Consider the following 21,419-nt stretch of genomic DNA (forward strand, 5'->3'; position numbering starts at 1 on the left):
CTGATGCTGACAATTTGGCAGATAGTGAAATTTAGTACTATCTTTGTACAGAATTTTTTTCGAAATGAATTTTCGAATACATTATTATGAAGTTTTTATGGAAGAAAAGGTTATAGAAGAAAGCAAACAAGGCACTTCAATGGTTTTAGAAAACAAACAAGGAAACCAAAAGAAGTTATTTATAGAAAGTTATGGTTGTCAAATGAACTTTGCCGATAGCGAAGTGGTGGCGTCCATTTTAGCAAATCAAGGTTATAATACGACTCAAGTTTTAGAAGAAGCCGATTTGGTTTTGGTAAATACTTGTTCTATTAGAGATAAAGCAGAAGTAACCGTTAGAAAGCGTTTACAAGTTTATAATGCCATAAAACGAGACATTAATCCGAAAATGAAAGTTGGGGTTTTGGGTTGTATGGCAGAACGCTTGAAAGAAAAATTTTTAGACGAGGAAAAAATTGTAGACATGGTTGTAGGACCTGATGCTTACAAAGACATTCCGAATTTATTAAAAGAAGTAGAAGACGGTCGAGATGCCATAAACGTGATACTTTCTCGTGAAGAAACATACGCCGATATTTCACCTGTTCGTTTAAGTAGCAATGGAATTACAGCATTTGTATCGATAACTCGTGGTTGTGACAATATGTGTACGTTTTGCGTAGTGCCTTTTACAAGAGGTAGAGAACGTAGTAGAGAACCAGAAAGTATTGTTGAAGAAATTGCCGATTTGTGTGCAAAAGGTTATAAAGAAGTGACATTATTAGGTCAAAATGTAGACAGTTACCTTTGGTATGGAGGAGGGTTGAAAAAAGATTTCGAAAAAGCAAGCGCAATGCAAAAAGCCACTTCGGTAGATTTCGCACAATTATTAGACAGATGTGCTACGCAATTTCCAAAAATGCGTTTTCGTTTTTCTACTTCAAATCCACAAGATATGCATATTAAAGTAATTGAAATTATGGCAAAACACCATAATATTTGCAAGTACATTCACTTACCCGTTCAGAGCGGAAGTACCAGAATACTAAAAGAAATGAACCGTCAACATACTCGTGAAGAATATATTGCATTAGTAGATAACATCTATAAACGTATTCCAGACATCTCACTTTCACAAGATATTATAACTGGTTTTCCAACAGAAACAGAAGCAGATCATCAAGATACTTTGAGTTTGTTAGAATATGTAAAATACGATTTCGGATTTATGTTTGCTTATTCTGAAAGACCAGGAACCTTAGCGGCCAGAAAAATGGAAGATGATGTACCTGAAGAAGTAAAAAAACGCAGGTTAAATGAAATTATCGATTTGCAGCAACGTATCGCTTTAGAACGTACGCAACGATTTGTTGGACAAACTGTTGAAGTATTAGTTGAAAAAAATTCAAAACGTTCTGATAAACAATGGAGCGGCAGAAATTCTCAAAATACTGTAGTGGTTTTTCCAAAAGAAAATTATAAACCTGGTGATTTTGTATTAGTAAAAATATCAGATTGTACCAGTGGAACGTTGATAGGTAATGCGGTAGGGTATTCAGAAATTATGAATTAAATTTTTTGTTTCAGGTTTCAAGTTGTAAAAGTTTCAAGTTAACTTTTTAAACTTGAAACCTGAAACCTGAAACAATATATATGGAATCAGTTCAAAACATAAAACAACGCTTTGAGATTATTGGTAACGATCCAAAACTCAATCGTGCGATAGAAAAAGCCATCCAGGTTGCTCCTACGGATATTTCGGTATTAGTAACTGGAGAAAGTGGCGTGGGTAAAGAAAGTATTCCTAAAATCATTCATTCTTTATCGCACAGAAAGCACGGAAAATACATTGCAGTAAATTGTGGTGCCATTCCAGAAGGAACAATAGATTCAGAACTTTTCGGTCACGAAAAAGGATCGTTTACTGGCGCAACAGGAACTCGCGAAGGGTATTTTGAAGTAGCCAACGGCGGAACTATTTTTTTAGACGAAGTTGGAGAACTACCCTTAACCACACAAGTACGTTTATTACGTGTGTTGGAAAATGGCGAGTTTATTAAAGTAGGATCGTCTCAAGTACAAAAAACCAATGTTCGTATTGTTGCGGCTACTAACGTGAATATGTTGGAAGCAATTGAAAAAGGAAAATTTAGAGAGGATTTATATTATCGTTTAAGTACTGTTGAAATTAATTTACCCGCTTTACGCGAAAGAAAAGAAGATATTCATTTGTTGTTTCGCAAGTTTGCTGCCGATTTTGCGCACAAATATAAAATGCCTCCAATAAAATTATCCGAAGATGCTGTAAATTATTTAATGCATTATCGTTGGAGCGGAAATATCAGACAATTACGAAATTCAGCGGAGCAAATTTCTGTATTAGAAACCAATAGAGACATATCCTTAACGGCATTAAAATCATATTTGCCTAATATGGAAAGTAATTCGCTTCAAGTTGTTGGAGAGAAAAAAAGCACTTCCGATTTTAGTAATGAGCGCGAAATTTTGTATAAAGTACTTTTCGATATGAAAAGCGATTTAAATGATTTAAAAAAACTTACGCTTGAGCTTATGCAAAATGGAAATGCTAAAGTGCAAGAAAACAACAAATCGCTTATTCAAAAAATTTATGGAAATGCTGAAGAAAAAAACACTATTTTTGAACAAGAAATAAAAAGAAACGTTTTACCTGTTGAAGAAGAAGTAGAACAAGAAGAATTTGATGACGAAGACGATTTTAACAACAATTATCTGTATGCAGAAGCGATAGACGAAGTAGAAACCCTTAGTTTAGAAGCGAAAGAAATAGAATTAATAAAAAAATCGTTAGAAAAAAATAAAGGAAAAAGAAAAGCAGCTGCAGATGAATTAGGCATTTCTGAAAGAACTTTATACAGAAAAATAAAGCAATTTGATTTGTAGTTTTAGAACTTAAATTATGAAATTAAAAATTAAAATAATTACAATTTTGACCTTGTTTTTGCTTGTAAGTTGTAACGTGAAATACAACTTTACAGGAACAGGAAAAATAAATGCCAAAACGTTTCAGGTAAATTATTTTCAAAATAATGCTGAAATTGTTGAGGTAGGTATCGAACGAACCTTCACGCAAAAATTGCAAAATACCATTCAAAATCAAACTAATTTAGATTTGGTGCCATCTGGCGGCGATTTGTTATATGAAGGAGAAATTGTAGAATATCGCATCACGCCAATGGCGTCTAATGCAAATCAACAATCCTCACAAAACAGAATGACAATTACCATAAATGTGAGGTATTCAAGTAAAAATTCAGAAGATGATAATTTTGAAAAGCGTTTTTCGTTTTTTCACGATTATGACGCTAATTTATTGCCTTCTGCCGTATTAAATGAAGCATTGGAAATCATTTATGAAAGAATTACACTAGATATTTTTAATGAATCTTTAGCCAAATGGTAGTTTAAGTATTGTTTTTCGAGAATCCGAAGCATTGTTGGCTGAGGCACTCGAAGTCAACTTTAAATTTTATTAAAATAAAAAATGAATACAAACGATTATATAAATCTACTCAATAATTCTAAAGCAATTAACGACAAACAAACGTTAATACTTGAAACTATTGTAAATGAATTTCCATTTTACCAAAGTGCTCGTGCTTTATATTTAAAAGGATTATATAATCAAGAAAGTTTTAGATATAATTACGAATTAAAGAAAACGGCTGCTCACACAACAGATAGAAGTGTGTTATTCGATTTTATTACTTCTGATGATTTTAAAATTTTTCAACAAGAAGTGTATGACAAGTACCAGGCAGAAATTCAAAATATAATAGTCGCTGATTTTGAATATGTTGAAGAAGAAAACCGACCAGTTGCAATAAATAGTATTTCAAAAACTACTACTTCAACTGAGACATATTTTGTTTCAGAACAACAAGAAACCAATAAAGAAGTAGAAGCAGCATTAGAAATTGGCAAACCATTTCAATTTGATAAAAACGAAACGCATTCTTTTTCAGAATGGCTTCAATTAGCTAAAATCGCACCAATTGTTCGTGAAGAAACCGAAAAACAGATGAATGTTTCTTCGGAATTAGAAAAAAAATTCGATTTAATTGAAAAATTTATTGAATTAAATCCTAAAATTCCACAGGCAAAAGATACCACTGCAGTGCCAATAAATATTGCTAAAAGCAACGAAACACCGTCTTCAATTATGACCGAAACGTTGGCGCAAATTTATCTTGAACAAAAAAAATATAGCAAAGCCATACAAGCTTATGAAATATTAATTTTGAAATATCCAGAAAAAAGTAGTTTCTTTGCAGACCGAATTAAAAATATAAAAATTTTACAACAAAATAATTAATACAGAAGTTATGTCATTTACAATTTTTTTAGCATTAATCATCATCGTTTGTTTTTTATTAATCTTAACTATTATGGTTCAGAATCCTAAAAGTGGAGGTTTATCTTCGTCTTTTGGCGGTGGAGGTCAAATGGGTGGTGTTAAAAACACAACCGACTTTTTAGAAAAAACAACTTGGGTGTTAGGTGGAACGTTAATTGCCTTAATTTTATTTTCAACGTTAAGTTTTAATAACGGTACAGGTGGTTCTAAATTAGTAGACGAAAATGCTGCTCCAGCTATTGTTAAAGATGCACCAGCTAAGCAAGCAACTACCCCAGCTACAAAACCAGCAGATTCAGCAAAATAATTTTTGCTACATATATAATATAATGCCAGCCTGTCAGTGCTGGCATTTTTATTTTAAGTAAATTTGTCAGAAATTGTGTTTGGCATAATTTCTGAAATCAAGTTAATAAGTACAATAACAATAATATTCAATATAATTATGGCATTAAACATTAAACCAATTGCAGACAGAGTAGTAATTGAACCATCTGCTGCAGAAACGACAACTGCTTCAGGAATTATTATTCCAGATACAGCAAAAGAAAAACCTCAAAAAGGAACTGTTGTTGCCGTTGGAACAGGTAAAACTGATTATACAATGACTGTAAAAATTGGTGATACTGTTTTGTATGGTAAATATGCAGGAACAGAATTTAAGTACGAAAGTAAGGATTACCTTATTATGCGTGAAGATGAAATTTATGCGATATTATAAAATCCTTAGTTTCAGGTTTAAAGTTTCAAGTTGAAAACTTTAATTTCTGAAAATATTATTTATTGGTTGTTCAACGTGAAACAAAAAACAACCTTAAACTTTAAACAAAAATAAAATGGCAAAAGATATAAAATTTGATATTGAAGCACGCGACGGTTTAAAACGTGGTGTGGATGCATTAGCAAATGCAGTAAAAGTTACTTTAGGTCCTAAAGGAAGAAATGTAATTATTTCTAAATCATTTGGAGGACCAACGGTTACTAAAGATGGAGTTTCGGTTGCAAAAGAAATTGAATTAGCTGACCCGTTAGAAAATATGGGAGCCCAAATGGTAAAAGAAGTAGCTTCAAAAACCAACGATTTAGCTGGAGACGGAACTACAACGGCAACTGTTTTGGCTCAAGCCATCGTAAAAGAAGGTTTGAAAAACGTAGCTGCTGGAGCAAATCCAATGGATTTAAAAAGAGGTATTGATAAAGCAGTAGAAGCCATCGTTGCCGATTTAGCAAAACAAACACAATCTGTAGGCGATTCTTCAGAAAAAATAAAACAAGTAGCATCTATTTCAGCAAATAATGATGAAACTATTGGCGATTTGATTGCAAAAGCTTTTACTAAAGTAGGAAAAGAAGGGGTAATTACAGTTGAAGAAGCAAAAGGAACTGACACTTATGTAGATGTTGTGGAAGGAATGCAATTTGATAGAGGTTATTTATCACCTTATTTTGTTACTGATGCAGATAAAATGGTAGCAGAATTAAGCAATCCGTATGTGTTATTGTACGACAAAAAAATCTCTAACTTACAAGAGTTATTACCAATTTTAGAACCTGTTGCACAATCAAGCCGTCCGTTATTAATTATTGCGGAAGACGTTGATGGTCAGGCATTAGCTACTTTAGTTGTGAATAAATTACGTGGCGGATTAAAAATTGCTGCAGTGAAAGCTCCAGGTTTTGGAGATAGAAGAAAAGCGATGTTAGAAGACATTGCTATTTTAACTGGCGGAACTGTAATTGCTGAAGAAAGTGGCTATTCATTAGAAAATACTACTTTAGAAATGTTAGGTACAGCTGAAACAATTTCTATTGATAAAGACAATACTACCATTGTAAATGGAGCAGGTGAAGCGGAATTGATAAAAGGTCGTGTAAACCAAATTAAAGCACAGATGGAAACTTCGACTTCGGATTACGATAAAGAAAAGTTACAAGAACGTTTGGCTAAATTAGCTGGTGGAGTAGCGGTTCTTTATGTTGGAGCAGCTTCTGAAGTTGAAATGAAAGAGAAGAAAGACAGAGTTGATGATGCATTACACGCCACTCGTGCTGCTGTAGAAGAAGGAATTGTTGCAGGTGGAGGTGTTGCTTTAGTGCGCGCTAAAACAGTTTTAGCAACTTTAAAATCGGAAAATGCAGATGAAGCAACAGGAATACAAATTATTTCTCGTGCCGTTGAAGCACCTTTACGTACTATTGTTGAAAACGCTGGAGGAGAAGGTTCTGTAGTAATTGCAAAAGTAACGGAAGGTTCAGGTGATTTTGGATTTAATGCAAAGACAGGAGAATACGTTCAAATGTTAGCTGCAGGAATTATCGATCCGAAAAAAGTAACTCGTGTGGCTTTAGAAAATGCAGCTTCTGTAGCGGGTATGATTTTAACTACAGAATGTGCCTTAATCGAAATTAAAGAAGATTCAAATCCAGCTCATATGGGAGGCGGAATGCCAGGAATGATGTAAGTCGAGAGCCTCGGTACCCAATTATTCCATCTTTGAGAATAAATTAATATAAAAATCCGTCTTGAAAATTTTCTTGACGGATTTTTTCATTGTAAATGAAACAGTTACAATAAAATCGATAAAATATACTTGTTTCTTTGGTAGTTTAGATTAAATACGTATATTTGCAGTCGAATTAAGTAATACATATTCTTACTTCTAAAGTATAGAAGTAGAATTAAACATATATCGCGGGATAGAGCAGTAGGCAGCTCGTCGGGCTCATAACCCGAAGGTCACAGGTTCGAGTCCTGTTCCCGCTACTAAAGAGGACCCATCCCATTTTTGAGGATGGGTTTTTTGTTTTTCGGAATCATAACTCTCTGAAATACATTTAGTTAACTCGAATAAAGCATTGGTTTTTGATGTTCGATATTTTCTATTTTTGATCGAATAATGAAACCCTTCTGGAAACACCAAATATTGGAACTTTCTTTTTTTGTTGTAATCCAAAGAGTCATAGAATTTACTGGGGTTTTTGACGATTTTTAGAAAATATTTCGTAGCGTTTTCATTGTTCGATATTTTTGTTGGTAAAAAATCAAGTTCTTCATCAAAAAAAATATAATTTGTTAGTCCTTTCTCTTTTGCAAATAAATGATATGCATTAATTAAATTATCTGATGTATTTACAGATTTTTTCTAATTTCATGTAAATAAAAAAGTACGCTTTCAGAATTTAAATCATTGTAATTAAATTTTTGCTTTTTTTGGCCATCAATAAAAATTTCTAACTGATGAAATTGATTTATATCTAATCCAAAATATGTTACTCCATTTAAATCTTCGTATGTCTGGTATTTATCCAATTTTAATTTAAAATAAAAATAAGGGTCAAGTAGGGCTTCATTTAAATCCATACCAATTCTATTAGCTATTGATAAAAAGTAATCAAGTATTTAAGTAATTTTTATTAATTAATTTTGAGATTTTATATTTAATAAATTAGACTCGATGTATTAATAATAGCTTCTTGATTTAACTTTCAATTGAAACAAATTAACGTTATGAATGACACTTTTTCACCAATACTAATCTTGAGATTTCATTTAATTTTACTAATATTATAACTTAAAAATATAAAAATATGAAAACAAAAATTACTTATCTATTATTAATCCTTCCTTTATTGATATTTGCTCAAGGTCCATTCAATTTTGACACCTCAACAGAGGGGTTTACTTGCAATTCTTCTGGGGGAGCTTTAGGAGCACATACAGTGACACAGTCAGTTGGGGATTTAAGGGTTGATTTTGTTACAGGTACGGGCAATAATCCAATAATAAAAAAGGCAGATGCAGCTATTAATGCGGATTCTAATATCAACTTTATTGAGATACGATTGAAAAACTTAAGTTCCATTAGCTATTTAAGATTCGCTCCAGCAGGAACTACGGCTAATTATGGAAATGTTTTAATTTCCACCGCTGATACGCAGTACCAAACCTACACTATTGATGTAACCGCATGGACAGGTGCTGCTGTTGGTATTGATATATTATGTAAAAAAAACACTGTAGCTTCAGGTAGTGGAAATTCCTATACACCTGTAACAGGAGAGTATATTCTAATTGATTATATCAAGCCTTTGGCTTACCTTGTAACACCAGAAGTTAATGTTTTTAATTTTGATTCAACAACCGAAGGATTTTCTATTCTCACAAGATCAACGGCTGTTCATGAAACTGAATCTTCAAACGGAACTTTAAAGGTCAACTGTAATACTGCAAATGCTAATAATGGTAAAGTAGCTTTATCATCATTACTTGCCCATGTTGAAGGAACAAATAAGTATGCACATATTAGATTAAAAAATACCTCTACCAATACATTGTTTCAATTAAATGGAAAAGTAGCCGGTGTAGCAACCCCTTTTAATCCAATTCAAACCTATACTACTTCTGATATTGATTATAAAACCTATGATTTTGATTTAACTACTTGGGATAATGGTTATCAATTTCCAGAATTAAACTTCGGGGTTAAGACTACTTGGTTGGCAACAGCGACTTATGCAATAGGTGACATTGTAATTTCAGGAAATACCTTCTGTAAAAATATAACTGGTGCAAACAGTGTTTCGCCTGCAGTACCTCATACAGATACTACAAATTGGGTAATAGTGAATGCTTCAGGAACGATAGCTGACGCATCTCCTGCAACTAATGGTGCAATTCTTGGAGGTGCACTGAATATTAATCCTTTAACTAATTCTGTATATATTGATTCAATTGTTTTTGATAATGTTGTTCCGTTAGCCTTAAGTACTGCTGATTTTGGAAATACTAAAAATACAATTTCATTATATCCAAATCCTGCCAAAGATGTTTTGAATATAAGCTCATCTTATAGCATTACTAAAATTGAAGTATATGATATTCAAGGTAGAAACGTAGCATCTAATAACAATGCTTCGAATGTGAATGTTTTATCTTTAGGTAAAGGAGTTTATATTATTAAAGTAGTGCAAGAAAATGGTAGTGTTATTACAAAACAATTTATTAAAGAATAATTTTGTATTTATTAAACAACTATGTTTGAAGACTTTTAAAATATTGATTTTTACACTATTTCTAAATAAATTTAAAAAATGATTATGAAGGCTTTATATAAATACTCCGCCTTAATTGGCTTTGTTCTATTTTTTATTACAAAATCACAAGCACAAAAAATAGCTGTACCCATTAGTTCTTATGGTGTTTGGGATCGTGGAGGAGGAGTTGATGACTATTCCGATCCAAAGGCCGACTTTGTTTTGGGCATAGAAGTGTCAGCTACATGGGCAGAAGTACAATCCATGGGGCCAGGCAAATATGATTTCTCGCAATTTCAAGAAGTATTAAATACAGCAGCCAAATATCATAAAATAGTAAAAATTAGCATAAATGTAGGGCCAAATTCTCCTTTATGGCTCTATGATAATGGTGTGCCATTGGTCAAAGTAATTAGCAAAAAACCTGAAAAACATGCTATAAAATTTGCCAATTACCCCTTTTATTTAAATGAAAATCATAAGAAATATTATTTTGAATTGATAAAACAATTCTCACTTTTTTTGAGAAATCAGCCTAAAGAAAAATTTGATTGTATTGCTTTTGTACAAGTAAAAACAGGCGCTACTGGTGACGAAGAACCCTACAAAGGAGAACCTGAAGATGAAAAATTTGCTATTGACAAAAAAAAGGTATGGGAAGAATATCGGATAGAAGCATTCGAGCAATTTAAGAAGTATTTTAATGATGTATCTGACCGTCAAATTGTGTTAACATTTAATAATGTTGATCCTATAAAAAGTCCCGTTGCTAACAATTGGGTGATGAATACGATCGACCCGAAAATTGGGTTTGGTATAAAAGGAGGGGCTTATAATAGAGGACATCATTTAACAGGAGAACAATCATTCAAAGAACAATGGACGCCTTATCTTATTAATCCGAAAGGGATGAAACTTTTCTCAGCTTCTGAAATGGATGAATCTTGGAGAAAAGAAATATTTAACATCAATACAGAATTGGCTTTTTATTGGTCAGCCCTTAGTGGAATTAATACAGGATTATCGTCTTATAATTGCTCTAAAAGAGCAATCCAATATGCAATGGAGCATCAAGAAATTAGAGACATTTTTAAAATGTACAACAAATATGCACAACAAGTTTATCCAGCTTCTGCCACTACTGCCTTTTCTGTTTTTCACGAAGGTCTAAATGCTGCCGACACCATTAAATTTCCGGTGAAAACATTTGGAACTGCAAAATCGAAAAATCTGGAACGCTATACAAATATTTGTAATGCCTACGCCTCAAGAGGTGCAAAAATGGATGATTTAGAATCAGTCGATATAGGTCAAGTAAACCAACGGGAGAGACAAAAGGGATACAATGATGCCGGATGGGATATTGCCGAAGGAAATTATGAACGTTTCTTGTATCAAATTAAACCTGACGAAACTTCTATTGGTCTTTTCAGGGTTAGAGGTGAGATAGATAAAAACTCTTCTAAATATGACCGTTTTGCTCGTTCTTTTGAAAATGCAACAGGAAAAAACACCATGTATTTTAAATTTGATGATGAGATGTTTATCGCTTCAAAACCTAAAAATTTAAAATTCACCATCACTTGGTTGGATAAAAACCCGGGTTCAACTTGGGCATTGCAATACAATAAAGGAAAAGAAATGAAAACGGCTCTTGAGATAAAAGGGAAGGGCGATAACCAATGGAAAACTGTAACAGTTGAGGTTTCGGATATGCAGTTAAACCATAGTGGAAAAATGGAGTCTGACTTTGCATTGGTAAATACAGATTCAATCGATGATGTTTTTAACGGTATTGAAGTAAATATTCAACGAAAATAAATTAATACACCACCATGGATCTAAAAAAAATGAAAAATAGTTTTTATTTATTGAACTCTTCCTTGCTTTTAATATTAAGTTTTTTCCATTCGATTGGAGGAGTTGCTCAAAATAAGAGACCCAATATACTTGTTATTATGGGTGACGACATCTCAAGAAATAGTATGGGGGTGTATGGTTCTAAATATATTAAAACACCCAATTTTGATCGAATTGCAAATGAGGGCGTTCTTTTTACCAATGCCTATGTTTGTAATCCAAAATGTTCCCCATCTAGGGCTTGTTTCTTAACAGGAAGGTATTCTTGGCAATTGGAAGAAGCGGCTAATCACATTCCCGTTATACCGCCCAAATGGAAATTTTACCCTAAATTATTAGAAGAAAGCGGATACACAATAGGTTACACCGGTAAAGGTTGGGGACCCGGAGTATACTACGGAGAACACAATCCAGCAGGTTGGGAATATAATGAGATATCACTTGTTCCGCCATATAAAGGTATGAGTAAAAAAGATTATGCATCTAACTTCGAGGCGTTTTTAACCAAAAGAGACTCGGAAAAGCCATTCTGTTTTTGGTTTGGAACCCATGAAGCGCACCGTAAATATGAAAAAGATTCTTATAAAAAGGAAAATAAAGATTTGAATAAAGTTACGGTTCAAGCCTTTTTTCCTGATAATGAATTAGTTCGTGGTGATTTGGCTGATTATGGAGTAGAAGTGGAGTACCATGATCTTCAAATTGGTTTAGCATTGGCTTCTCTAGAAAAGCGAGGTTTACTTGACAATACCATAATTATTGCTACCTCAGATCAAGGAATGCCTTTCCCATACGTAAAAGGACAAATTTACGATGAAGATTTCCATGAAGCTTTTGTAGTAAGATGGGGAGATAAAATAATTCCAGGTAGAGTAGTGACCGATTTTATTAACTTTCCCGATGTTGCTCCAACGCTTATGGAAGCTGCTGGGTTAAAACCAGACAATCAAATGACCGGAAAGAGTTTTCTGGACGCATTAGTTTCTGAAAAATCAGGGCGAATCGATGCCAAGAGATCATATTCATTAATTGGAAAAGAACGTCATGATAATGGTACTACGGATGGGGATCTAATTGCTGTTAGTTATCCCGTTAGAGCCATTAGAACGGATAAATATCTATACTCTCACAATTATAAACCGAACAGATGGCCTGTTGGAGATCCAGAATTTAACTATAACAATTGCGACGATTCGCCAACAAAAAATTATCTGACGGCATTAAAAGAAGGAGATAAAGATTATAATTTTTTTAAGTTATCTTTTGGCAAACGCCCTGCCGATGAACTCTTTGATCTAGAAAAAGATCCGGATTGCGTCAAAAATATTGCTTCCGACCCTCAATATGCGTCCTTAATTAAGGAGTTAAAGACTAAAATGGAAAAGGATTTAAGAAAACAAAAAGACCCAAGAGTACTTGGTAAAGGAGACGTTTTTGATTACTATCCACAGATTCGAGAGGAAAAAATCAAAAAATTGTATAAAGACAAGTATTATAGTATGTTTGACAAGTTTTTCGAAAAATTTGGGAAAAAAACAGTTCCAATCCCTTCAGGTTTTGTTGAAAAAGACGGGGAGAATTAATTTAAATATAAAACAACAACAATGAATACGAAAAACATACTAACTTTTGCTATCCTATTTGCAGCATTTGGGATACAAGCCCAAGAAACAAAAAATACTAAAAAACCCAATATAGTTTTCATTTTAGCCGATGATATGGGATACAATGAGTTGGGGAGTTATGGCGGTAAAATAATCGAAACTCCAAACATTGATCAGCTAGCTAAAGAGGGAATGAAATTTTCTAATCATTATTGTGGATCTAATATTTGCGCTCCTTCGCGAGGGACTTTAATGACGGGAAAACATACAGGACATGCTTATATTAGAGACAATAAACCACTTCCTTATGAAGGTAATGAGCCTATTCCTGCAAGTGAAATCACGGTTGCTGAAATCTTGAAAACTGCAGGATATACAACTGGAGCTTTTGGTAAATGGGGACTGGGTTATCCAGCTTCAGAGGGATCGCCAAACAATCAAGGTTTTGACCAGTTTTATGGTTATAATGGGCAAATTCATGCCCACAATTATTTCACTTCCTATTTGCGTAAAAATGACCTAGTGGAATTAAATGCAAACATAGACACTCCTTATTCTGTGTATAGCGCTGATATTATTAAAGATAGAGCATTAGAGTTTGTTGAAGCCAATAAAAACAACCCTTTCTTCCTGTATTTTTGCCCTACTTTACCGCATAATCCGTATCACCAACCCGATGATAAAACATTAGAGTATTATGCTAAAAAAACAGGATTTCCTATAGGAGATGCTCATTCTGAAGAATTCAGTGTTCCTAAATATGCAGCATTAACGTCGAGATTAGATCAAGAAGTTGGCGAAATTGTAGCGAAATTAAAAGAACTGAATTTATTGGATAATACCTTAATCATTTTCGCAAGCGATAATGGATCGGCACTTACTAAGGAAGAAGATAGTTACCTACGTACTGGTGGAGATTTAAGAGGAAGAAAATCCGAAGTTTATGAAGGTGGAATTAAAAGCCCTTTAATTGCTTTTTGGAAAGGTAAAATTATTCCTGGAAGCAGTAGTAATCATATCTCCGCTTTTTGGGATTTTTTGCCTACTTGTGCAGAAATTGTAAAGGCAAAAACACCTGATAATATTGACGGAATTTCTTATTTACCTACACTATTAGGAAAAACGGACAATCAAAAACAACACGATTATCTGTATTGGGAACGCAGCCAAAGTCAAGCTATTAGAAAAGGGGATATGAAGGCAAATTTTGTGTATGATAAGACAAGTCAAAAACAAAATATTGAAATTTACAATCTTGCCCAAGATCCTTTTGAAAAAAATAATTTAGCCGAAACGATGCCAGAACTTAAAGCAGAGTTTATAAAAATAGCGCAAACCGCCAGAGTAGAATCTGAAATTTTTCCATTGGTGAAAAAAGCAAAAAAAGCAAAGATAAAAACACATTAACCAATGGAAATCAAATATATTGTTTTAAGCTTTTTAGCTTTAACCATAAGTTTAAAAAGCAGCAGTCAAACAAATAATAAATCAGTAAAACCGAATATTGTTTTCATCTATTTAGACGATTTAGGATATGGAGATTTAAGTTGTTATGGAGCAACCGAAATAAAAACGCCCAATATTGATGCTTTAGCTAATGGAGGAGTTCGATTTACTAATGGATATGCCACATCGGCAACTTGTACCCCAAGTCGGTATGGTCTGCTCACCGGAGTTTATCCATGGAGAAATAAAGACGCCAAAATACTTCCAGGATCTGCTCCTTTATTGATAGGTAAAGAGCAACTAACCATTCCTAAAATGTTAAAAGAAAAAGGATACCAAACTGCCGTTGTGGGCAAGTGGCATTTGGGTTTAGGAACAGGAATTGTAGATTGGAATCAACAATTAGATGCAGGTCCTAATGATGTAGGTTTTGATTATTCTTATATTATGGCCGCCACACAAGATAGAGTTCCTACAATTTACATCGATAATGGTAAAGTAGTAAATCTAGACAGCAAGGATCCCATTTCGGTAAATTATGATAAAAATTTCCCCGGTCAACCCACAGGGAAAGAAAATCCTGAATTGCTCTCCATGAAATGGCATCATGGTCACAACAGTTCGATTGTAAACGGTATTCCTAGAATTGGTTATGTTTCTGGTGGAGCCAGTGCTAACTGGAGTGATGTTGATTTAGCAGATCATTTCTTGGCCAAAGCACAAGACTATGTAAAAAGCCATAAAGACAATCCGTTTTTTTTATATTATGCTTTAAATCAGCCACACGTACCTCGTACTCCTAACCCTAGATTTGTTGGAAAATCAGGCATGGGACCTCGTGGAGATGTTATTTTGGAAGCAGATTATTGCGTGGGCGAAATCATAAAAACTTTAAAAGAAGAAGGGGTTTTAGACAATACTTTAATTATGTTTTCAAGCGATAATGGTCCCGTATTGAATGATGGCTATTATGATGATGCTGTGGAGAAACTCGGCAATCATAAACCAAACGGTCCATTGCGTGGCGGAAAATACAGTTTATTGGAAGCAGGTACACGAGTGCCATTTTTTACCTATTGGAAAGGGCAGATTAAGCCTTTAGTTTCAGATGCATTGGTGTGCCAAATCGATTTATTGGAATCCATAGCCAAGTTGGTCAATGTTGATGTAAAAAGCACAGACAGTCGGGAACTTTTAGATGTTTTTACGGGTAAAAGCAACAAAGGAAGAACGAACTTGGTTATTGAAGCCAACACTAAAACGGCTTTTCGTCAAGGCGATTGGATGATGATTCCACCTTATTCTGGCGATCCAATTCTGGAAGAAGTTAATATTGAAATGGGAAATGACAAAGAGTTTCAATTGTATAATCTAAAAAAGGATATTGGTCAAAAAAATAATCTTGCCAAAACCCAACCCAAAAAGTTGAAAGAATTGATAAAAAATTTCGAATTGATTCGAGGCAACAGCTACAATAACGTAGAAAAAATTGAATTGAAATAACAATGAAAAAACAAGCTGTTTTTTTAGTACTAATTACGCTACTTATTTTTACGAAAGCTTTTAGTCAAAGTAACTTAAACAATAGCGAATGCGCTATCCTTAATCCAGAAAATTTCAATAAGGTGATTGATGGAAAACAAGTGGGTTTGTTTTTTCTAAAAAATGGAAATCTTACGGCAGCCATAACCAATTATGGCGGCCGTATTGTTAGTTTATGCGCTCCAGACAAAAACGGTCAAAAGGCCGATGTTGTTCTTGGGTTTAAAAGTATTGACGATTACTTAAAGGCAACTGGCGTATATCATGGCGCTATCGTTGGAAGGGTAATCGGAAGGATTGCTAAAGGAACTTTTGAACTAGACGGAAAAATACATTCTCTTCCTATAAATAATGGTGTCAATCACCAACACGGAGGATTAAAAGGGTTTCACAATCAAGTTTGGGATGTGAAAACGGTTACAGATAGTACCCTTGTATTGTCTTATATTTCTGTTGATGGAGAAATGGGATATCCTGGGACTCTAAAAGTAGAAGCAACATATCAGTTGACTTCAAATAATGAATTGAGCTTGAAATTATTAGCTACAACAGATAAAACAACTATTGTAAATTTGACTAATCATGCTTTTTTTAACCTAGCAGGCGAGGGGAATGGATCTATTTTAGACCATATTCTAACGATTCCATCCAATTATTTTTGCGCCGTGAATCCCGACAAAATTAAAACAGGAGAGATTCTAAAAGTTGCTGGAACCCCATTTGATTTTAGTAAAGGGAAATCCATTGGTGCCGATATTGGTTTAGAAAAATCGAATGAACAATTACATTTTGGCGGAGGATATGATCAAAGTTATGTTTTAAAGAAAAAAAAGTCCAATAAAATTGTATTAGCTGCAACGGTTGTAGATCCTAAAAGTGGTCGCAAATTAGAAGTGTTGACCAATAATTTAGGGGTACATTTTTTTAGCGCCAATTTCTTTAAAGGTAACGATATTGGAAAAATGGGGAAACCATTTCACTACAGAGAATCGTTTGCTCTAGAAACTCAAGATTATAATTCTCCAAATCAAATATCATTTCCAACAATTATTCTTAAGCCTGGTGAAAAATATGAGAGCTATACTATTTATCGTTTTTCCTGCCTAAAGTAATAAAATGGGGCTAATTTTAATTTTTTCGGCTACAATCAATTAAAATAATCTTCCTTTAGTTTTTAGCTTACAGAATTTTATTAGTAATGTTTTTCATTCCAGCATTTCAAACACTGAAAGTTTAAGAAATAAAAAATTTCATCATAAAGGTCTTTGAGGCAAATAGCAAAAAAACTGCTGTATCAATTTTAAAGTCCATTAACTTAAATTCAAATAAATAATATTAAAAACAAATCAAAAAAACATTTATCTTTGAATTATTAACTAATTGGCCTAATTTAAAGAATTATTTTTAGTTTGAAAAAATAGTATATAAAAAATATAAACAATCAATGCAAAGGATTTTAACATCACTAATTACATTATTTTTTTATGTATATTCATATGGTATACAGAGTGACACTATTTATTTTAAAAATATTGATAATAAACAAGGTTTATCACAAAATGGTATAACAGCAATATTTCAAGATAGAGATGGATATATGTGGTTTGGTACCCACTATGGATTAAACCGCTATGATGGCATAAATATTAGATCGTTTTATGCGTCAAATTCTTTCAACGATCTTTCAGACAATACTATAAATTCAATTGCACAAGATCTTGCCGGTAATATTTGGATTGCTACGGAGCAAGGCCTTACTGTTTATAATCCCATTACACATAAATTATATAATCTAAAGAAATACAATCCAAAAAATAATCTTTTTGGCCAAAATATACAATCCATTAAATTGATTGATGGTAAAATTATGTTCACTACTCAAAATGGACTTTGGAGTATTAATTCGGGAAAAGAACTTTTTACGGAGGAAAACACAAAATCAATTTGCCAAAAGAGTATTCGATATAAAACACCTTCCAGTTTAGACCTTGAATCTTTAAAAATTCATGAAAAAGATAAAAATGGAAACTGTTGGTTGACTAATAAAAACCAAGTTATTTTAATCAAAATCAGTAGTAATCAAATTATCATTTTAGAAAAAATTCGAATAGGACAATCTACGGATGTTACTATATCTGCTTTTTTTCAAGATAACTTTTCAAATATCTGGATAGGTACTCAAAACAATGGTTTATTTCATTTAAAAGAAGATAAAGGAAACTATTTTACGACTAAAATTTATCCAAAAAAGGATTCTGCCATCAATTTTTCTAGAATAGCAAATATCATTCAAGATCATCAAAACAATCTTATTGTGACTTCCCGAGCTAACGGGGCTATCAAAATAAATAAAGATGCCTTAAAGAATAATGATTTTTCCTCTTCAACTATTACCTCAATTGATTTACCTACTAGAAAAATTAAAAGTATTTTTATTTCTCGAGATAAAACACTTTGGATTGGATCTTTAGGCAACGGCGTCTTTTTTCAAAATAATTCTGGACTAAAATTTAAAAATTATCATATTAAAGATAATAAAAGCAACTCAATAATTAGTAATACAAGATCAATTATTAAAGATGAATTTAATAATTTGTGGGTAGGTACTTTATTTGAAGGCCTTTTTATTTATGACACGACCAATCAAAAAATTGTGAAGTCAATACTGAATGGAAAATCAATCTTTGCATTATCCAAAATCGACAACCAACACATTCTAGTAGGAACCTCAGACGGATTATATCTAGTTACATTTACCAAAAATAATTATAGCACTAAAAAGCTTATTACGAAAAATAAAACTAATCCAATTGTTTTTTCAATTGCGAATGTCAAGAATCATTATTGGCTAGGAACTGACAATAATCTTATTAGTTTTTCACTAACAAATGATTTTAATATAGTGAACGAAGTTAGCTATAAAAATTTGATTCCATCCTCTCTAAATTCTATAAATTTCGTACGAATTGTTAAATATGATCCCATTCACAATTTTTTGTGGATTGGAACACAAACTAAAGGACTCGTTGTAGCTAAATTAAATAATGATTTCACTATAAACAACTTTTCTCAATATAATCAAAACCCAAATAGTCTGGATAATAATGACTATATATGTGATATACTTTTGGATAACAATAACAATAGTTGGGTGGGTACAAAAAATGGGCTGTTTCAAATTAAATTAAATAAAGATGGAGCAGCCTCAAAAATAAAAAAAATCACAATCCGGGACGGACTTCCTAGTAATTTAATTCAATCCATAGAAACCGATAAGCAAGGAAATATATGGGTTGGAACAAATAGGGGATTGGCTAAATTAAATCAATCGTTTAAGACAACAATTTATGATGTAAACGACGGTATTCAAAACTATGAATTTACAGAACACGCTTCTTATTTCGACTCAAGTGGATTATTATATTTTGGGGGTATTGATGGTATTTCAACTTTTTTTCCTAATAAATCAAAACATGACAATTACAACGAACCTGTAAATATTAGTGAAATAAAAATTAATGGTATAAATATAAATGATAGAATACTTAAAAATGATTTTAACAATCTGACACTTACTCATTTTGAAAATAATATAAAAATTAACTTCCTATCTCCAAATTACTACAATCAAAAAAATTGTAAATACGCCTATGTTCTGGAAGGATTTGATGAAACTTGGTTGACAGCTTCAGCTAATACTCATGAAGTGAATTATAAAAATTTACCGCCAGGAAGTTATACATTTAAAATTAAAGTATTTAACGAAGATGGGAGATGGGAATCTAAATATACCTCTTTATCTATAGTAATAAAACCATTATTTTGGCTAACATTTCCGGCATTTTGTATCTATTTAATAGTGCTTTATTTTTTAATTAAATTAATATCATCAATTACAAAAAAACGACTTGAGAAAAAAAATATAGAGCAATTAGAAAAACAATATCATGAGCAGATGGAGAAAATCAATCAATCAAAATTGGAATTCTTTATTAACATTTCTCATGAAATCAGAACGCCACTAACCCTAATTTTATGTTCAATTGAAAAACTGATTTCTAATTTTAAGCTTAATCCGAAACAAGAAAAAGAAGCATTAACTATTGATAAAAATGTAAATAATCTTTTGGAATTGACCAATGAGTTATTGGCGATTCACAAAATGGAGACTGGTAATTACCAATTAAAAGTTCAGAAAAACGATATGATTACGTTTTTAAAAAATATCAAAACTATTTTCAAGTCTTTGGCAAAATCAAAAGAAATTAAAATCTCAATTGACACATTTGAACCTGAATTATTTGTTTGGTTTGATAAAAATGCTCTCGGTAAAATAATGTATAATTTAGTTTCCAATGCCATTAAACATACTAATAATGGGGGTAGAATTATTATTAGAGCATTCCCTTCTTCGGATGAAGGATTTTTAATAATTGACATCATCGATAATGGCTCAGGAATTGATCCTAATTATATTTCTAAAATATTCAATAGATTTTACCATCACGGAGGTAATATGGACCGATATGTTAATGGATTTGGAATAGGTTTGTCTTTGACAAAATCAATGATTGAACTTCATAAAGGAACTATTTCAGTCAGAAGTGAAATAAATATTGGAACTACTTTTACTTTGAATTTACCTTTGGATGAAAACGCTTACTCTGATGAAGAAAAATCAGATAGATTCCTTTGGGATAATGATATACCAAGAGCTCTAAGTATTGCTGATTATGATCAAGACAATGAAGTTGTCAATAATGAATTAGTTATTAAAAATACAGATTTTAATGAAGAAAAACCTACTATTTTATTTGTAGATGATAATAAAGATTTAATTGAAAATATGGCTGATTACTTCATGGGTAATTACAACATATATACAGCTTATAATGGGCAAATAGGTGTTGAAATGGCAAATAAATTTCAACCGGATATAATTATAAGTGACTTGGTAATGCCTATAATGAATGGTATTGAACTATGTGAGGCCCTAAAAAGCGATATAAAAACTTCGCATATCCCGATAATTCTTTTAACGGCTCAAGGAGATATGAATTCTCAATTTGAGGGTGTAAAATCTGGTGCGGATTACTTTGTCCCTAAACCTTTTAATATTAAAATATTAAATCTTACTATTAAAAATATAATAGATTCTAGAAACAAATTTAAAAATCTATTTTTGACTAATAAATACGAGGACGCAGGTGACTTAACTACAAATAGTAAGGACAAAGAATTTATTGAAAAACTACTCAAATATGTTAATGATAACATCGAAGAGGATAATTTAAATATTATTAATATAGCAGATGAATTTTCCATGAGCCGTTCGACTTTTTTTAGAAAAGTTAAGATAATTACTGGTACTACTGGTAAAGAATTTATTGATTCGGTCCGTTTAAAAAGAGCCACCAAACTTTTACTAGAATCTGATTTGAATATATCTGAGATTGCATATGCTATAGGTCATTCAAATCCACAGTATTTTTCTAAGTGGTTCAAATCTCATTACAAAATGTCGCCTTCAGAATATATATTAAAACACAAAATATAGA

15 protein-coding genes and 1 tRNA gene are annotated in these 21,419 nt (G+C 32.4%); 15 read left to right on the top strand and 1 reads right to left on the bottom strand.

The annotated features are described in order from the left end of the window. The first annotated feature begins 64 nt into the window (after positions 1-64). The 8 genes from miaB to ACIQ16_RS06595 all read left to right on the top strand — a co-directional run bounded on the left by miaB (position 65) and on the right by ACIQ16_RS06595 (position 7,139). Positions 65-1,552 carry a tRNA (N6-isopentenyl adenosine(37)-C2)-methylthiotransferase MiaB gene (miaB, locus tag ACIQ16_RS06560; protein ID WP_396149830.1) on the top strand — a complete coding sequence of 496 codons (1,488 nt, stop codon included), beginning with the start codon at positions 65-67 and terminating at the stop codon, positions 1,550-1,552. Positions 1,553-1,632: 80 nt separating this feature from the next. Continuing rightward, positions 1,633-2,901 carry a sigma-54 interaction domain-containing protein gene (locus tag ACIQ16_RS06565; RefSeq protein ID WP_396149832.1) on the top strand — a complete coding sequence of 423 codons (1,269 nt, stop codon included), beginning with the start codon at positions 1,633-1,635 and terminating at the stop codon, positions 2,899-2,901. A gap of 16 nt (positions 2,902-2,917) precedes the next feature. Further along, on the top strand, positions 2,918-3,421 hold the full coding sequence (locus tag ACIQ16_RS06570; RefSeq protein WP_396149834.1) for an LptE family protein: 504 nt from the start codon (positions 2,918-2,920) through the stop codon (positions 3,419-3,421). An 81-nt stretch (positions 3,422-3,502) separates the two neighbouring features. Further along, a complete protein-coding gene (locus ACIQ16_RS06575) occupies positions 3,503-4,333 on the top strand; it encodes a tetratricopeptide repeat protein (protein WP_396149836.1) in 831 nt (276 codons plus the stop codon). Positions 4,334-4,343: 10 nt separating this feature from the next. Then, positions 4,344-4,682, top strand: coding sequence for a preprotein translocase subunit SecG (secG, locus tag ACIQ16_RS06580; protein ID WP_353079906.1), 339 nt, complete (start codon positions 4,344-4,346; stop codon positions 4,680-4,682). A 138-nt stretch (positions 4,683-4,820) separates the two neighbouring features. Continuing rightward, the gene (groES, locus tag ACIQ16_RS06585) at positions 4,821-5,096 is read left to right on the top strand and encodes a co-chaperone GroES (protein ID WP_353079907.1); all 276 of its coding nucleotides are present in this window, start codon (positions 4,821-4,823) and stop codon (positions 5,094-5,096) included. A 115-nt stretch (positions 5,097-5,211) separates the two neighbouring features. Continuing rightward, positions 5,212-6,837: a chaperonin GroEL gene (gene groL / locus ACIQ16_RS06590; RefSeq protein ID WP_396149838.1), complete on the top strand. Its 1,626-nt coding sequence runs from the start codon at positions 5,212-5,214 to the stop codon at positions 6,835-6,837. 229 nt (positions 6,838-7,066) lie between these two features. Beyond that, a tRNA-Met gene (locus ACIQ16_RS06595) sits at positions 7,067-7,139 on the top strand. Positions 7,140-7,505: 366 nt separating this feature from the next. On the opposite strand, the gene ACIQ16_RS06600 is transcribed toward ACIQ16_RS06595, so the two are convergent. Continuing rightward, positions 7,506-7,736 (bottom strand): hypothetical protein, encoded by a 231-nt coding sequence (locus ACIQ16_RS06600; RefSeq protein ID WP_396149840.1) that lies wholly within the window; start codon positions 7,734-7,736, stop codon positions 7,506-7,508. A gap of 227 nt (positions 7,737-7,963) precedes the next feature. Between ACIQ16_RS06600 and ACIQ16_RS06605 the strand changes: the two genes are divergently transcribed. From ACIQ16_RS06605 to ACIQ16_RS06635, 7 genes are all read left to right on the top strand, one after another. Further along, positions 7,964-9,388: a T9SS type A sorting domain-containing protein gene (locus tag ACIQ16_RS06605; protein ID WP_396149842.1), complete on the top strand. Its 1,425-nt coding sequence runs from the start codon at positions 7,964-7,966 to the stop codon at positions 9,386-9,388. Between the two features lie 84 nt (positions 9,389-9,472). Further along, complete coding sequence (locus ACIQ16_RS06610) at positions 9,473-11,230, top strand: T9SS C-terminal target domain-containing protein (protein WP_396149844.1); 1,758 nt, start codon at positions 9,473-9,475, stop codon at positions 11,228-11,230. Positions 11,231-11,259: 29 nt separating this feature from the next. Beyond that, complete coding sequence (locus tag ACIQ16_RS06615) at positions 11,260-12,852, top strand: sulfatase (protein WP_396149846.1); 1,593 nt, start codon at positions 11,260-11,262, stop codon at positions 12,850-12,852. A gap of 21 nt (positions 12,853-12,873) precedes the next feature. Further along, positions 12,874-14,280, top strand: a complete 1,407-nt coding sequence (locus ACIQ16_RS06620; protein ID WP_396149847.1) for an arylsulfatase — start codon at positions 12,874-12,876, stop codon at positions 14,278-14,280. Between the two features lie 3 nt (positions 14,281-14,283). Next, positions 14,284-15,822 (top strand): arylsulfatase, encoded by a 1,539-nt coding sequence (locus ACIQ16_RS06625; RefSeq protein WP_396149849.1) that lies wholly within the window; start codon positions 14,284-14,286, stop codon positions 15,820-15,822. 2 nt (positions 15,823-15,824) lie between these two features. Further along, positions 15,825-16,973 (top strand): aldose epimerase family protein, encoded by a 1,149-nt coding sequence (locus tag ACIQ16_RS06630; protein WP_396149851.1) that lies wholly within the window; start codon positions 15,825-15,827, stop codon positions 16,971-16,973. A 332-nt stretch (positions 16,974-17,305) separates the two neighbouring features. Further along, entirely contained in the window at positions 17,306-21,418 is a 4,113-nt protein-coding gene (locus tag ACIQ16_RS06635) for a two-component regulator propeller domain-containing protein (RefSeq protein ID WP_396149853.1), read from the top strand. Position 21,419 lies beyond the last annotated feature (1 nt).

Origin of the sequence: Flavobacterium sp. (genome assembly GCF_044360715.1) — a bacterium.
GTDB lineage: Bacteria > Bacteroidota > Bacteroidia > Flavobacteriales > Flavobacteriaceae > Flavobacterium.